The following is a 17,081-nucleotide window of genomic DNA, read 5'->3' on the forward strand; positions in this document are numbered from 1 at the left end:
AAACATTTTAACAAAAACATTTTCCTAATCATAACACTAACTATTTTTTCATTTAGCGGTTAATTCTTTTAACTTAAAGAAACCACCATAAACCTGAATTCATCTTATACTACAGCACCATCAGTTTTTTAGTGGCATTTCCTACTTTCACAATATATAAGCCAGGTGCTGGCACCTTGTATTCAAACTGATTTTCAAACGAGCCCCAAACTAATGCACCATAACTATTATAGATACTCACTTGAGGCATTCGTTCATCATAGCTATCAAAATAGATGCTGCCTTGATGCGCATATAATTTAAAATTAAGACGTTCAACTTCCCCTTCAATAGCCGTTGAAAGCATTCTTGGATTAGAGTTTTCATTGACAATAATTTCATCAATTAGACCTACCTTATCCGTATTATTAAGAACATAATCACCCGTAGCATTCTCGATACCAATATCGCCTGATATACGAAGTTGTGAAACTTGTTTGCCAGTTGCACCTCCTTCTATTTCAATTACCATATCCTGCCAGTTACCAATGTCTGTATAATGATTCATCGATCGAGTGGTGGTACTTTCTTCATTAATACGTAATCCAAAATCTGGTTGTTCAGGATAAGCAATTAGAATATGCACATAGCGTTTTTCATTGGCCGGCACACTAAAATCGCATGGCAAATCTATTAGTTCATACCAATTTAAGCTTGTTCGACCAATTTGCCCACAATTAGATGTCACATTAATTCCAGTGTTTTCTTCATTCGTTATTCTCTCAAAAGTCGCCCCAAAAACAGGACTAGCATTAACAGGCGTTTCAAAATCAATTAATCTCATACCCTCATCTTGAACCAAATGGCCACTCAGTTCAATTTTAAAAATTTCGTAACGCCCTCCGCTATTAATTGTGAGAGTTACTTCATCTGACGCTAAGCTAGCCGAGGCTGTTTCTACAAGGTATGGCTTTGCCAAGTCGGTTTGTGAATAATCATATGGTCTGAACTTTTTAACTGATTTAATGGTTTCGACAGTAAATCCGTTGAAGCTGATTGTTACATCTGTTTCGGCGTAATCTTTTCCTGTAACATACAAGACTAAACTACTCTCATCCTGTAATGCTCCTGTAATGGTAATATCATCAGAAATTGTTCTAACCACTTCTCCTTTGAACGATTTAACCATGTCACCTATCATCTGCCCACAGGGAAATGTCACCGATGCATTCCAATTCACAAGACCCAAGCCTGGTACTGAATTATTAACAGGGGGCCAATAAGCAGCGGCTTCAACTTTATTTCTTGCATAAATATGAAAGATGTCGGGCAAGATATTGGCTGCTTCCATATAAAGACGTCGCTCATTATAATCGCGCGAAGGCATCCACTCTGATGCATACACACACATCTCTTTTAATGAATTAAAATTAGAAGCACAGGCTTGTATTCTTTTCCCTAACTCAGCAATATCATGGGTATCGGTTGTATACCCGGTATAGGTATGCAGTGCAACGCCATCTATAGCATCATACGCTTCGGTAAAATATTCCTTCATAGTCGAAAACTCAGATGGCACTGTATAATCACCATTGACCAGCAACTTAAAGGTACGATTGGGATACTGATTATTTATATACCCTGCAATAGTCATGGCAATTTTTGAGTATTTGAGCAACTTATTGGCACGGCTTGAACCTCCAGCATACTGCAACCACCACTCATTTCCAATTTCAACATACTTAATAGCTGTTGGATCTGCCCTGTCAATTGCATCTTTAGCAATTAGCTTTAAACTTACTAGGGCTGCATCCCACTCTGCGGAACCATACGATACGTCCATCGCTATTCGGGTAGGAACAACAATGGAATAATTACTTACGTTGTTTTTTAAAGTCGCCACCGATGCACCAGGTACTTCAGGTGACTCATCTCCCCAGGCTGGCGTTGAATTACTTGCCCAGTCATAATATTCCGACTCCCATCCACCAGGAAAGCGAAATACCCCATAGTCAATCGCCTCAAAAGCAGATGTAAAATCAGGAAAAGCCGTATTGCTTATTTGTCTCCAATCGTTGTTAACTCCAAAAATATCCGGATTAATAGGGGTGCGATCATTAACATAGACTTTTAGGTTAGCCGTATTTTGGCCATAAGCATAGCTACAACTTGCTACCAACACCACAATCAACCAACAAGCGTTAGATAAACTCCTGCTCATCATCCTCTTATTTAAATTTATAATAAGGGTTTTCCGTTGGCATTTTAGCCCCCACTTCAGTTCTCCAGATTCTTAATTCATTTAAAAGCTCTTCAGCTATCTCAGGCAACTCCTTTGATAAGTCTTTTGTTTCTCCGATGTCTTTCTTCAGGTTGAACAACTGCACTTCACCTGTCTCAAACAGCTCCAGCAATTTATAATCACCTTTGCGAATAGCTCCGGCAGGCTGATCGCCTTTACCTCCATAGTGAGGGTAATGCCAATAAAGCGCATCGCGTTTTAGACCTGAGCCTTCAATTAATGGCAATAAGTTAACACCATCAACTGCATTCTTATTGGGTACATCAATTCCACACGCACTCAGGATGGTCGGATATACATCAACAGAATGAACAGGTGTGCTACATACTGTACCTGGTTTTGTTTTACCAGGAATTTTCACCAAAAATGGCTCCCTGATACCACCTTCATACAACCAACCTTTTCCTCCTCTTAGTGGAGCATTGCAGGTAGGTGAGCCTTCGGCGGTTGATAAGCCCCCATTATCTGATGTAAAAACAACGATCGTGTTATCATCAATACCAGATGCTTTAAGATAGTCCAAAACCTTTCCAATATTTTCATCCATGCTTTCTATCAAGGCAGCATACTCCGCATTACTTTGCACCATGCGTTCTTTCCAATGCCATTTATTCTTTGGCCAGTTTTCCATCCAAGGTACTTTGTCGTAGAAATGAGGAACTGTATCCAATCCTAATTTAATGGCCTTCTCTTTGTAGTACGGTACTTTCTCTGGCTTAGGATGAATAGGCGTATGAACAGTATAAAATGACAAGTACATGAGAAATGGATCTTTCTTATTCTCATCCATCCACGAAATACTTTCTTTAACCAAGCGGTCGGTTAAGAATTCACCCTCAGGGCCATCTGTTAAATAAGGGTTATTATAGGGCGTATAATAAGAGCGTTGATCCTTACGATCGCCACTAGGGCCACCTCGTAACCAACCAGCCACATTCTTATCAAACCCGTGATATTGTGGATAGTATAACGAATCTTCCCCTAAGTGCCACTTTCCGACAAAACAGGTTTTGTAATTTGCTGTTTTAACGGCTTCGGCTAGTGTTGTTTCTTCTAGCGGCAGGTTGTACACATTTTGTGGGCCAACCATGGCATATTCACTCAACTCTTCAGGTGTTTTATCGGCCTGGTACCCCTTAATCCAATCAGTAATGCCCGAACGAGGCGTATAACGTCCTGTTAAAAGGCTGGCCCTACTTGGCGAACAAACACCGCACGATGCATACCCATCTGTAAAAACCATTCCCTCACTTGCAAGCCTGTCCAGGTTTGGCGTTTCATAAAAGTCACTGCCCTGGAAACCTGTATCCATCCAGCCAAAATCATCGGCAACTATTACAACTACATTAGGTTTATCACTAATGCTCGTGGTGCGATTACAACTGCAAATTGCAACACTAATTGTCATTAGCAAAAAAAGATTCCTTAAAATCATATTGTACAATTTATTTTTTCCAAACTCAGGGTCGTAGTTGTTAAAAGAGGTTTAGGTTTTTATAAACTTCTAAACAATTTCTGCTTGATAATCACTTCTCTTTTATTGAACCTGAACAGATTGTTAAAATAAGTCTTAGAAACACCTTTCTCATAATGAAAAATGCTTTTAAGACTTATGTTTTCTATTATAGAAAATTACCGTTTAACGATAATTATTATAAACCATTTAATTTACAATGAGCTTTCTTGTGCAATCACCTACTCTAATAATATATAATCCTGGAGCTACTGCACAATCGAATTGCCCTTCATTATAATTTGCCACCAAATTTCCTGTGCTATTGTAAATAAAAACTGGATCTCCATTATTTAAATCCGATCGAAAGGTAATCAAACCATCTTTTGCATAAAGAACAAATTTGGCTTTCTTAGCATCCAAATTAATTGACGTTGCTGTAGATCTTGGTGAAGGATCACCATTTACAATGATTTCATCAAACAAACCTAATTTATCAGTATTATTAAGCACCTGGCCTACAGGATCATTGGCATAGCCCATATCTCCAATAAATCTAAGCTGTGTAACAGTTTTTTCTGAGGTACTAACATTCATTTCAAAAACTAAGTCCTGCCATTTCCCGAACTCAGTATAGGGGACTAGTGTTCGTGGAGTTGGATCTCCTTCTGTATTTAAACGTATTCCAATATCTGGTTGAGCTGGATATAGAACCATGATATGCACATAGCGTTTTTCATTGGCTGGGATTGTAAAGTTACATGGCACATCCACTAAAGACCACCATGTAGCATCCGTTCGACCGAATTGACCACAGTAAGCAGTACTATTCAAGCCTGTTTGATCAGGGTTAGCAACCCTTGCAAAAGTAGCTCCTCCTGCAGGTGCAGCTGTTACGTCTGTTTCAAAATCAACCAGATTTTGAGCATTAATTCCGAATACTGCCATAATAAAAGACAGTAAAAAAATAGTAGTAGTTTTTTTCATAATAAATAATTTAGACTAAACTGTTCAACTTTCGCTAAAATGCAGAACACCAAACAAACACAAATGTGGTTTTCTAAACATTTAAGCATTTCAAATATAAAGAGCTCATCTTTAGATTTAAATATCTTTTCTCCTGATAATATGGATTATTATCTTATTTTAGATTTCTAAAACATTTTCGACAATATTCTTGTACCATCTATTATTTTAATGAGTGAGAGTGTTACATTTGATTTGCTAAAAAAAATTGATGTTTTTAAAACGAGAAAAAATCAGCTATACATTCAAAATAGTCTTGTTATGCCAAAAAGAATTGAGGGTTTCCCTGGAGAAGTGGTAATCGTTGTTCCAGGAATGATAATTGAGACCATAAAGAAGAATCCATTAATCAGTAGTTTGTATGTAACTGACATTGGCTTTTATCCGAATGCTAAATATCACCATCGAACCAGAAAAGAAGGTATCTCGGAACATATTTTAATATATAACCTGGAAGGAAAAGGATGGATTAAAATAGGCAATATAGAGCATGAAATTCTTCCCAACCATTTCTTCATAATTCCAGCCAATACACCTCATACTTATTATGCAGACAAAAAGGAACCTTGGAATATTTATTGGATCCATTTCGCAGGTGATAAATCACACCTCTTCTCCAAAATAATTGGACAGACCAAAGAAATTACTCCATCACCAGTATCGAGAAACAAAGAGAGAACCGATTTATTTGTTGAAATAATTGTGAATTTATCACTTGGCTATAGCCGTGAGAATCTTGAATATACAAACCTTTGCTTGTGGCACTTGATGGCCTCCTTTATGTATATCAATCAGTTTAGACAAATCAAAAAAGAAACTGAACATGATGTGAGCTCTCAAGCCATTAACTTCATGAAAGAGAACATCAACAAACCCCTAAAACTAAGTGAAATATCAAGTGCAATTGGTTATAGTCATTCTCATTTCTCTAAAATATTTTCTGAAAAAACAGGACATGCACCAATGGAATACTTTAATCACCTGAAAATGCAAGAGGCCTGTAAGTGGTTGGACACTACAAAATTGAGCATATCAGAAGTAGCTAACAATCTGGGGTACAGCGATCCATTCTATTTTTCAAGAACATTTAAACGAATCATGCTACAATCTCCTGCTCATTATCGAAAACGCAACCAAATTTAATTCGGGGTTCAACAGAATATAACAATACAGCAAAAATCGTAAGTCTATAAAAATCTTTGCTATATTATTTATTGCGCTGTTCCATGCCTCTTTTTCTATTATAAAAAATTATCTACAACCTAGCCTTTTGCTCAAGATATAGCTTTAATTGCCTTGGTTCCTTAACACGCACCTCCCTATTTAACAACAAATCTTCATGAATCATCCAAGTGATGGTATCCCATGTATGGCCTTCAGTCCATAAGGGCGTCATCATTTGATGGTCATACTCTTCCATCTTTGAACATAGTTCATCAAACTTCCCTAGTTCAACCTGACTCAAATCCCTTCTTTCTGATAAGTCATTACGCAGGTTATACATACGATATCCAAGCCTGTCTACTTTTATCAATTTGTAATCCCCCTGGCGTAGAGCTTGGGATTGATTTTTTCTCCAATACAACTCACTATGTGGCTCACCGTCTTCTTTGCCAATGACAAAAGGGAGCAAACTAACACCATCCAAATCTTTAAAACGCGCCTTATCAGCACCAGCAGCATCAATACTCGACGCAAAAATATCAAGAGATGAACTTAGTCCATTATATGTCTGCCTGCCCCGAATTTTGGCTGGCCAATGCATAAAAAATGGTACACGCTGCCCTCCTTCGTATTTATTCCCTTTGTAACCTTTTAATGGCAAATTGGATGATTGATTATTGTGCGCACCCCCATTATCACTCAAAAAGAAAATCAAGGTATTATCAAGAATCTTGTCTTCCTCCAATTGTTTGACGATGGTACCAACTGCCCTATCCAATGCCCATGTCATTGCAGCAAGTTTTTGGCGCGGATGCCCCTTAAATAATGCTAAGTCTTCATTTGTTGCTTCCATTGGTGTATGTACCGCATTAGGTGCCCAGTACATAAAAAAGGGCTTTTCCTTATTGGCGTGTATAAAATCAGCTGCCTGCTCTCCCAACCGGTCAGTTAAATAGCCTTCGAAAGTTGTAAAAGTATCATTCTCTCTAATGGAGTGAATCGTTCCTTTTACATCTTGATGACGATTATGGAAATAACTACGACTACCCGCTAAGAAACCCCAAAAATAATCGAATCCCCTTGCATTCGGTTTATAGTGTTCCTCCCCTCCTAAATGCCATTTCCCAAAAGCAGACGTGGCATATCCGGCAGATTTCATCACATCAGCAATTGTTTTTTCATGCAAATCAATGCCACAAGTATGGCTATCGGGGTTACACTCAAAGCCAAATCGCTGCTGATACCTACCTATCATTAACCCAGCCCTTGAAGGCCCACATACCGATGCGGTTACATGCGCATCAGTGAAGATTACACCTCCATCAGCGAGCTTATCAATATTCGGTGTTTTTAAATCCTTACTCCCTGCAAAGCCAAAGTCAGCATATCCTGCATCATCCACCAGCATAACAATGACATTGGGCTGTTCATTAAAATATTCCGAAGGCTGGCATGAAACTAAGCCCAACAGTAATCCAACAACGATTACCCAACCTATGTTATTTACTCTATAATTCATTACAGCTTTTTATACTAAAACAAAATTCAATCAGCTCCTTAACTATTTCACCTTTTCAATCGTAAAACTATAGCTGTATTTCTTCTCAGCTAAACAGTACTGGGCATGGGTGTGAGCACCCCAGCTATTATCTCCTCCAACACCCATTTGCTTATAGTCGATATTCACCGAAGTTATATCCCTGGGAACTACATCAGTGGTATGTCTATTAACAACACGAACACCATCTACCTGGCGACCATCAGTGCGCTCTGGCGATTCAAAATCCTCCAATGTATTATGATGGGCAGATACTTCCATTAAGTCAGTTGCGGTAAACTTTAATCCAAATCCGTTGGTATTGGATATACTCATCCACCTCACATCTGTTTTATTACCATTTTCCTGTGGACGAATATATGGCCAGTATTGTTCTGAAACAGAACCGGAGTATAAATCTACGAAAGCACTTGTTTTTCGATCCCAATACGATTCGTGTGGTCCACGACCATACCAGCTTATTTGATCAAATTCGCGAGGCATTACCAGGTTCATTCCAAAACGGGGCATGTCAGGGGCATCTTTTGAAGTGATTACAACACTATTGCCAACTTTTATTTTACCATTGCCACCTACTGTGTAGCTCACCTTTCCTTTTCCTAATTTTTGGGCTCCATGTGCATATTCAAGAACAAACTCAATTGAAACTGAAGTTCTGTCTTTAGCCACAACTACGTTTGAAGAAATAAGTTTTGCATTCTTTCCGGCTTTTCTCCAGGGTAAGGCCCATTTATCCATCCCGTTTCCAAAGTCATTATCCGTAGGTGCACGCCAAAAATTAGTAACAGATCCTTCTAAAAACATTTCTTTGCCATCTATCAGAAGAGAAGACAAGCTTCCTTTTTGAGAATCAAAACGTGCCTTAAACTCGTTCCCTGTGACTACAATACCTGTCTCTGTCTGTTCTACTTCAACTTCTTTCAAACCCTGCCTCTTCTCGATATTTTTTTCAAAAACAGGTAGCTTAAATTGTTCTTTGGCCAACACGGTTGCTGCATCAACCAAACTTTCAGATGACTTTAAAGTGGCATAAACATTTAAAAAGTACTCCGTATTTGGCTTGGTCATAAAGTCTATATCCAAGTGATAGATTTCTGCCTTGCCAGGCTCTAAATCTACACCCTCTATCTTTCCACTTTTTACCAAATGACCATTTCCTTTTACCTCATAGGTAAAATTGAACTTATCACTTGAAATAAAACCATAGTTATTCTCAATCTGTATGATCCCTTTATTAACATCAATAGCTTTGAATTTAAAAGATTGATACACCTTTTTAACCTCTAAAAGGTGAGGCTTAACACCACGATCAGGATTAACTAATCCGTTTAAACAGAAATTGCCATCACTCGGAACTGTATCTGGACCAAAGTCACCACCATATGCCCAATACTTTTCTCCGGCACTATTCTCTGTTAATAATCCCTGGTCGACCCAATCCCAGATAAAGCCCCCTTGAAAGATTGGTTCTGACTCAATTAGGTTCCAATAATCTTGCAAATTACCCACACTATTACCCATCGCATGTGCGTACTCACATTGAATCAATGGTTTATCTCCTCGCTCGGCTTTGTATTTTTTCATACCTCCTATGCGCATATACATAGGACACATAATGTCGGTATTCTTTCCTCCATGTGCTTGTTCGTATTGAACAGGTCTGTTTTTATCGACTGATTTTAAATAGTCGTAGGTTTTAAAAAAGTTGATTCCATTACCAGCTTCATTGCCCAATGACCAAATAATAATGCATGGTTGATTCTTATCACGTTGATACATGTTACGTGTACGATACAAATGCGCCTCCTGCCAAAGGGTGTCCTTCGCCAAAGATTCTTTCCCATAACCCATACCATGCGATTCTATATTGGCCTCGTCTATGATATAAAGTCCATATTGATTGCACAGTTCGTACCATCTTTCGGGCTGAGGGTAATGAGAAGTACGCACAGCATTAATATTATGGCTCTTCATGACCTGAATATCCTTTAGCATAGTTGCTTCATCAACAACGTGCCCGTTAACGTCATGGTGTTCGTGCAGGTTTACTCCTTTGAGGTACACAGGGGTGCCATTTACCAGAAGTTGGGCATTCTTAATTTCTATTTTACGGAAACCAACATCTTGCCTCAAGACCTCTAATATTTCACCTTTGACAGTACTCAAGCTTATTATAAGTTCATATAAATACGGTGTTTCTGCAGTCCATTTTTTCACATCAGGTAGTTCAGCCCTAAAATCAATCGAACCATAAGCTAAGCTTGTTGAAAATGATTTGATTTCTACATCCTGTTCCATCAGTTTTGCTGATACAACTACTGGAGCATTACTTTCCAATCCAAGCAATTCTGCTTTTAATTCGAACACACCATCCGCATAGTCATCAGACAAACATGACGTTATTGTGAAGTCACGAATATGCTGTGGATTTCTTGCCATCAAAAATACATCACGCGTAATGCCGGCTATGCGCCAAAAGTCCTGATCTTCCAGATAACTGCCATCACTCCACTTATATACTTCAACAGCCAAAGAATTTTTACCAGCTCTTAAATACTTAGTGATATTGAATTCGGAAGGCGTTTTGGAATCTTCGAAATAACCCACTTTCTGACCATTTACCCATACATATACGGCTGATCCAGCTGCTCCAAAATGTAGAAATATTTCCTTCTCATCCCACCCTGAAGGTATTTCAAACGTTCTTTTATACGAGCCCACAGGATTATAATGGTCCTGAATGGTAGGAGGCGTTTTTTCGTGTGGATATTTTACATTGGTATAAATCGGATAATCATAGCCCTCGCACTCCCAGTTGGCAGGAACCTTTATTGTTTGCCACTGACGCGTATCAAAATCATTTTTAAAGAAATAATAGGGCCGTTCTGATGGATTGTGTGATAAATGAAATAACCATTCCCCATTCAATGGCTGAATGAATGTTGAAGCCCAGATATTATCACGATCCACTTCTTCTTCCGAAGCAAATGGAATAAAATAAGCTCGAGGCACTTCACGCTTTATTTCACATACAGCAGGATTTTCCCAGTCTGCAATTTTCTTTTCTTCAAATGGTTCACCTCTGTAATCTTTATATTGATTACATGACAATAGAATAAGGCTGCCAAAGTTGATAAATAATAAGCTAATTGTATTTAATTTCATACCTTAAAATTAATTGCTGAAAAACACCTACTACCAGAACATTTTATATTCCAAAGGTTTACCTTTAAATTTATTTTCGAATAACTCACCGCACTCTTTTGTCACCGGTAACCCGGACTTAGCACACGTTTGCAGTATTTTCTCCAGAAATTGCTCATCTATTTCAGGATTTAACAATAAAAGCTGACATGCCAAAGGTGCTAAAGTCTCATTTTCGCTAGCAATATATTTTAGCAATTGACTCTGTGTGTTCTCATTACCTGAATACGTCTGATACTTAACAGCTTGAATAAAAACATCAGCCGGAGCATATGCATCTGTACTAATCACATTCATCCTCTTATCATGCCCGAATAATCTAAAATGAGAATAAACGCTTACGGCTGACCAGTAGCGTACGATATCGTTTTCATGCTTTAGCCCTTGTAAATGATTTTCCAAGGCCTCTTTATCACCACATTTAAATGCCTGTTCAATTACTTCTTCTGCAGGGTAAAAGTCATTTTCCCTGCTTAATTCGTATGGAGTTAGCTGGCTTAATTTTAAACTATACTCAGGAATAAAATGGGCATCTCTGTTTTTGATTAAATCCGATTTCAATGCTTCTTCAAAGTCCTTAATCATAGAAACCAGTGAAGGTTCGTTCTTTAAATTGTTTATTTCCCATGGGTCTTCTTCCAGATGATAAAATGTTGCATTCCCTTTGAGTTTCAATAACCCGGCTTGTTCCTCGTTTAATCTATTATTCCTATAATCTTCACGTATATGTTGCGAAATATCTGAAAAGTCGAAATACTTTTGCCATCGTTTTTCAGATTGAAAAGGCATGAAGTTTCGATTATAGATATACTTCCCATCTGAAATGCTCCGGCATAATGTGGTATTCTCTCCTGTTCTGTCAAGGCCGCCAACGGTATATTTCTTTGAGCCTTCTTTAAATTCACCCAATAAAGCGTTTCCATCCATATATTGAGGAGGCTCAATACCTGCCAATGACAAAACAGTAGCAGGTAGATCGACAAAATCAATCATAGCATCTGTAACGACCTGAGTTCCCCATGGTGACAAATGCTGATACATTTTTGGAAAGTAAATAATAAAGGGAACACGATATCCCATCGCTCTGGGGTAAGTTTTTCCCCAAGGCATCCCTTGCCCATGATCGCTAAAACAAAAGATGATGGTACTATCTTTTAACCCTTCCAACTCTAATCTATTTAGAATTCTACCAAAATGTTGGTCAGTTAATTGTATGGCATTATATATTCGAGATAAATCGTTCCTCATCTCTGGTGTATCCTTGAAAATTGGCGGAACATCAATCTCATTGTCTAAGATTACATCCTCACTTTTTAGTGAATCCAGAATCTGTTCTTTGTACTTCCACCATGGATTTGTCATGGTGCGAGATTGATGACTATGAAAGCTATTAAAAACAGCAAAAAAAGGCTGACCAGGTTTTCTTTTCCACCAACCTGCTTTCCCTGACGATTCATTCCATCCTGTTTTTCTAAAATGGTGACGTTTTGAGGTATTATAATCGGTTTTACTGTTGTTTGAAGTATAATAACCGGCATCCCGCAAATATTTAGGAAAAGCTTCAATAGAATCACCAACTGGATAATAACTACGGTGGTGTCCTGTCGCAAAACGGGTGGTTCTGCACCCTGTAATTAGCGCAAACCTACTAGGGGAGCAAACCGTTCCGGTTGAGAATGCCGATGTAAATCGAATCCCTTCAGTGGCCAATTGATCCATTACGGGCGTATGTGCCTCTTCATTCCCATAACAACCAATAAACTGAGGCGAAGTATCTTCATATGTTAACCATAGAATATTAGGCTGAGTAGGTACATGCTCCTTAGTACACGAAGGCAACATCATTATTAGCATGCCAAGAACTAAGCAAATACGATTACAAGATAGTATCTGATTCATCATTATTATATTTTTCAACGAAAACGCCCCTATTAGTTAAACAATTGCCTTATTTCCTCCACTGATATTTTTGTCTGCGGATTAAAAGAATCTTCTGCCATATATTTTTGAAGGCTATACAACATTTGGCGGGCTTCTGGTCTTTTATCTAATGCTGATTGAAGATCAACACCAGCCATTACAAGCTTACCTTTACCAACTTTAGCTTCAAAAACCAAGGCCAGGTTACGATTAGTCACCCAGTCATCAATAATGCGAACAATGGGCTGTGGTGTATTTTCAAATCCTTCAATATTGATTGCATTGGAATGGCTAGTCGCATCCCACCACTGCCAATTGGAGTGATACTCCGTGGGAAACTCAGCCAAGGCTGGATGAGTAGGATCACATAAAATGCCTAAGGTGTGCGGTTTTTGACCATTGGTCCAGGCTGTATTCCAAAACATACTTGAAAAACCGACAGCCACATCGCCGCCTTTTTCAACTGTTATACTGCCTTTTTCAACTGTTAATAATACACTTCCTCCATTTTCCAGAGTGGCAATTGCGGCTTCATTGAAGCTTGACACAACCAATGCATCGCTTTCTACTTTCGGTAACTCAGATGGATAAACCCAAAAGTCCCAGGTATTGATGAAGCCTTCCACATCAACTTGTAATTGAAACTTCGAAGCCTCTGTTATTTCAATCAACTCGCTAATTGATCCAAGTTGAATGTTATGCCCCCAACTAATATCTGTCTTTTTTAAAGTTCCATCTTTAACTAAAGTACCATTGGCATCAACAATTCTCCAAATAGGTATTACTTGTTTTAACTCCTGTGGACCATAATGCGCAATTTCCACATCGCAAGCAACTTTTTCGTCACTTGTGAAAATCATTTTCTTGAAACGCGCAAGAGGTACCGTTACATCACAAAACTGTTTAAACTCCTTAGGTGTTACATAGCCTTTCTCTTCGTAAAAAGCGTCTAATATTCCAACCAAAGCAGTACCCTGACCGGTGAAATCACTTAAATCCAATAACTGAAAACCACTAAAACCTTTAGTTCGTAATGCTGCTTCAATATCGGCCTTATAACAAAGTGTTTGCAACATACCTGAAGCTTTCACAAAATCATCAGCCAAGTGCAACATTCCATGTGCTTCTATACTTTTTTGGAAAATCTCGAAATTTGTGGGCTTTAAAACACCGTCGTATTTCTCCATTTCTTTAAAGTTAGGATAAACACACCACTGTCCTGTTTCATGGGCGATCATTGGAGATTTTAGTTTCGCAACGGTTTTTTCAAAATCATAATCACTCCGCGGTGCTTCTTTATTGATAACACTCTTCAGGTTTTGATTCCACCCTTGAATACGGGTTCCCTGATGGGTATTATGGAAGTCATTTTCTGGGATAAGGGGCCAACCTGCCCCTGTTGTATAAATTCTACGTTTATCATCTTTTGCTTTCCAGTACCTTACAAAGTCAACTAAATAAGCTCTATGATTTTTACCATGTGGTTCATTACCGTATGGCATCAGACAAAATGAGGGATGATTCCCATATTCTGCTACCATTCGTTCACTTTCATCGTAAATCCATTGATCCAAAGCCGTACTATCGCCCAAATTTGTTGCCCAGGCAGAAGCCTCAACCTGATAATAAAAACCCAGTTTATCAGCCGCCTCAAAAGCCGCTTTGGGAGGGCACCATGAGTGAAAGCGAATGTGGTTAAGACCATGTGCTTTACAAGTCTTGATAATTCGCTCCCATTGTTCAAGCGATGTTGGAGGATAGCCAGTTTTAGGAAATACCGCACAATCTAAAGTACCTCGTAAATAAACGGGTCTGCCATTATTCTGAAGACCTTTGCCTACGTTTTTAAACTCTCGCATCCCAAAGTTTCCTTCCCATTTATCACTCGCCATGTCGGTATCCAATTGCACAGATAATTGATATACATTGGGATTAAATTCATCCCATAACAACATATCGTCTCCCATATTGTAGATAAGCTCAAGCGTATCTACCTTCGCCTCTAATTTAAATGAAGTAGCCATGGATTTGACCTTGTGATACTTACTTGCACCAATCGTTTTAGCTTCAACTGATAGCTGGCCTGACTGCAATTGACCACTAGTATTCTTCACAACAATCTTCAACCGTGCCGTTTTATTTTCTACATTAGGATATATCTGCACATTCGAAACAAAGATTTCATCTCTTTTAACTAATTTGATATCGCCAACAATGCCATTCCAGTTACTCTGCGTATTATCTGATATACTGTGGGCATCGATACCAACATTAATATCTTTTACGCGATTATCAACGCTAATAGTAATTTGATTGAGCCCAGCTTGAATAAACTTGCCGATGGCATAGCGATGTGCCATACCCAAAGCATTTTGAAGCCCGACATTTTGACCATTAACCCATACAGTAGTTTCCCAATGAGGACGCTCAAGATACAGTTCAATAATTTTCCCTTGCCAGTCTTCAGGCACCATAATTTCTTTTTGATACCACGCTCTGCCCACATAGTGATAATCGGAAATTAACCAAAAAGGATATCTGAATTTATCATCACTCAAATAGGGTTTGTAGTTTTCATCATCAGACCATGACTTACCTTCGGGGTATTGTTTCCAGGTATTACCTGTAAATTGTGTTTCATACCCTACGGGATAACCTTTATTCTGTTCGGGCATGGATCCTGGCAGATTAATGAGGTCTGTTAACTGCCTTTGAAACCACTGTTCGTTTATTCCCCTATCCAAGCTATCCATTTGAAAAGTCCATTGACCCGATAGGTCAATTTCATTGACTTCTTTGGGAGAACAACTAAATAATAAGGATATACAACAAGCTATAAAGAAAAAAACGATATTACCTTTAAAATTATTGATAGTCATACCTTTAACTATTAGAATTGAATCTGTGAGTTTAATCTAAAATTCAATCACATTACTGCAACTTATTTCCGAAACCAATCAAATCGTTATTAAACATCACATAACGATAACCTTCTCAGTACTATTATCAACTTTAACAATGTAGATACCAGCCCTTGGCACTTGATAGGAAAAACCATTGCTATTATCAGAATATAGAACTTTGCCATTAATGTCATAAAGCACTACCCTACTCATTTCATCACTTAATGGTTCAAATTTTATAGTTCCAGAATTATTTGTTGTAATCAAATACTTTTTTTTTACGTCTATTTCGGCTGTAGTTGTTGCCACTGTTGTTCTGGGTTCTGGATTGTTATTTACTATAATTTCATCGATGAAGCCAAATTTATCGACGTTATCCAATACAAAGTCGCCTGTTGGTGAATTATCGCTTATAAAACGAATGTTGTTAACTGCTAATCCCAAACTACCACCTTCGATTACGAAAACCAAGTCTTGCCACTCACCTATTTCTGTGTATTCCTGGGTTGGTCGGAGGTTTATTTCATTTCCCATTTGGTTTGGTCTGACAACAACATCGGGCTTTGCCGGATATTTTGCCATAACATGAAGGTAAGCGACTTCATTAGAGGGAATGGAAAAATCACATGGAATATCAAGAAGCTCCCACCAAAGTGTTGAAGTTCTCTTAATTTGTCCGCAATTATCCGTTTGATTAATCCCTGATTTAAGAGGATTCTCCACGACTTCAAAGGCTGCACCTCCAGCTGTAGTGACACTTATGGGTGTTTCAAAATCTGTTATCGTCTGTGGGGTAAGTGATGAAACAATTTCATCATTCATAAGAAACAGCTCAGCTATTTTATTAGCGACTAGGTGATGCCCTGTTGCGTTGACATGGTTATTCTGAGCCATATAAGGAGATAGTGATTCGCCATTTTCTACAAGTTCCTTAAAAATTGCATAGCTGTCGATTAGACCTACATTGTTGTCGATTGCTAGTTGTCTTATCTGCGCGGCGTGTTGTGCCAATGGCGTTTCATCTGATAGTATATCCTCATTTGTATCAGGTGTGGGCGTTAATAAAAACACCTTGACCCCATGTACATTTCCATCTCTGTCAGTAAATGTATGTGCTAATGCGGCATCAATCATTTTCTGCCAGGCCGTTTTTGCTCTATCAAGTCCAATACCACGGTCGTTTAAGGCATAATCAATGAACAGAACATCGGGTCGCATGGTAAGCACCTCATTGGCAAAGCGCGTTTCACCTCTCTCGGCCTGCTCACCGCCAATAGACGTGGTAATTGAATTGACTACTGCATAAGGATATTTACCTTTAATCTGTTCGAGTGTATAATGCGGATAAGCCCCCAGCTTGTAAACATTTCCAGCGGTGTAGTAACCAGTTGGCACTGAATGTCCGTGAAAAACCAAGTTGATGGTTCTGTTATTAGGCCATTTTATTTTAAACTCATCTCGTATATTCCTTAAGTAAGATTCATCGGCTTGTGCCAAAGCATTGATTGATGTAAAAAGTAAAAGGGTATATACGAAAACTGTTATTACGATATTTTTCTTTTTCATGTCTGA

The 17,081-nt window shown here is 38.5% G+C and carries 9 protein-coding genes; 1 reads left to right on the forward strand and 8 read right to left on the reverse strand.

All coding sequences use genetic code 11. The features are described from left to right. Nucleotides 1–109 precede the first annotated feature (109 nt). The 3 genes from FNN09_RS07995 to FNN09_RS08005 all read right to left on the reverse strand — a co-directional run bounded on the left by FNN09_RS07995 (nucleotide 110) and on the right by FNN09_RS08005 (nucleotide 4,721). Complete coding sequence (locus FNN09_RS07995) at nucleotides 110–2,200, reverse strand: hypothetical protein (RefSeq protein WP_143301276.1); 2,091 nt, start codon at nucleotides 2,198–2,200, stop codon at nucleotides 110–112. A gap of 7 nt (nucleotides 2,201–2,207) precedes the next feature. Continuing rightward, a complete protein-coding gene (locus FNN09_RS08000; protein WP_221932453.1) occupies nucleotides 2,208–3,716 on the reverse strand; it encodes a sulfatase in 1,509 nt (502 codons plus the stop codon). Nucleotides 3,717–3,944: 228 nt separating this feature from the next. Continuing rightward, nucleotides 3,945–4,721, reverse strand: coding sequence for a hypothetical protein (locus FNN09_RS08005; RefSeq protein WP_143301278.1), 777 nt, complete (start codon nucleotides 4,719–4,721; stop codon nucleotides 3,945–3,947). Nucleotides 4,722–5,021: 300 nt separating this feature from the next. On the opposite strand from FNN09_RS08005, the gene FNN09_RS08010 reads away from it, so the two are divergent. Further along, the gene (locus FNN09_RS08010; protein ID WP_185968932.1) at nucleotides 5,022–5,903 is read left to right on the forward strand and encodes an AraC family transcriptional regulator; all 882 of its coding nucleotides are present in this window, start codon (nucleotides 5,022–5,024) and stop codon (nucleotides 5,901–5,903) included. 112 nt (nucleotides 5,904–6,015) lie between these two features. On the opposite strand, the gene FNN09_RS08015 is transcribed toward FNN09_RS08010, so the two are convergent. The 5 genes from FNN09_RS08015 to FNN09_RS08035 all read right to left on the reverse strand — a co-directional run bounded on the left by FNN09_RS08015 (nucleotide 6,016) and on the right by FNN09_RS08035 (nucleotide 17,075). Continuing rightward, nucleotides 6,016–7,443, reverse strand: coding sequence for a sulfatase-like hydrolase/transferase (locus tag FNN09_RS08015; protein ID WP_143301282.1), 1,428 nt, complete (start codon nucleotides 7,441–7,443; stop codon nucleotides 6,016–6,018). Between the two features lie 42 nt (nucleotides 7,444–7,485). Continuing rightward, nucleotides 7,486–10,647 (reverse strand): glycoside hydrolase family 2 TIM barrel-domain containing protein, encoded by a 3,162-nt coding sequence (locus FNN09_RS08020; protein ID WP_143301284.1) that lies wholly within the window; start codon nucleotides 10,645–10,647, stop codon nucleotides 7,486–7,488. A 30-nt stretch (nucleotides 10,648–10,677) separates the two neighbouring features. Then, nucleotides 10,678–12,585: a sulfatase gene (locus FNN09_RS08025; protein ID WP_185968933.1), complete on the reverse strand. Its 1,908-nt coding sequence runs from the start codon at nucleotides 12,583–12,585 to the stop codon at nucleotides 10,678–10,680. 32 nt (nucleotides 12,586–12,617) lie between these two features. Then, nucleotides 12,618–15,485: a sugar-binding domain-containing protein gene (locus FNN09_RS08030; RefSeq protein WP_143301289.1), complete on the reverse strand. Its 2,868-nt coding sequence runs from the start codon at nucleotides 15,483–15,485 to the stop codon at nucleotides 12,618–12,620. A gap of 96 nt (nucleotides 15,486–15,581) precedes the next feature. Next, nucleotides 15,582–17,075: an SGNH/GDSL hydrolase family protein gene (locus tag FNN09_RS08035; protein WP_143301291.1), complete on the reverse strand. Its 1,494-nt coding sequence runs from the start codon at nucleotides 17,073–17,075 to the stop codon at nucleotides 15,582–15,584. Nucleotides 17,076–17,081 lie beyond the last annotated feature (6 nt).

This window comes from Carboxylicivirga sp. M1479 (genome assembly GCF_007097485.1).
Taxonomy (GTDB): Bacteria; Bacteroidota; Bacteroidia; order Bacteroidales; family Marinilabiliaceae; genus Carboxylicivirga.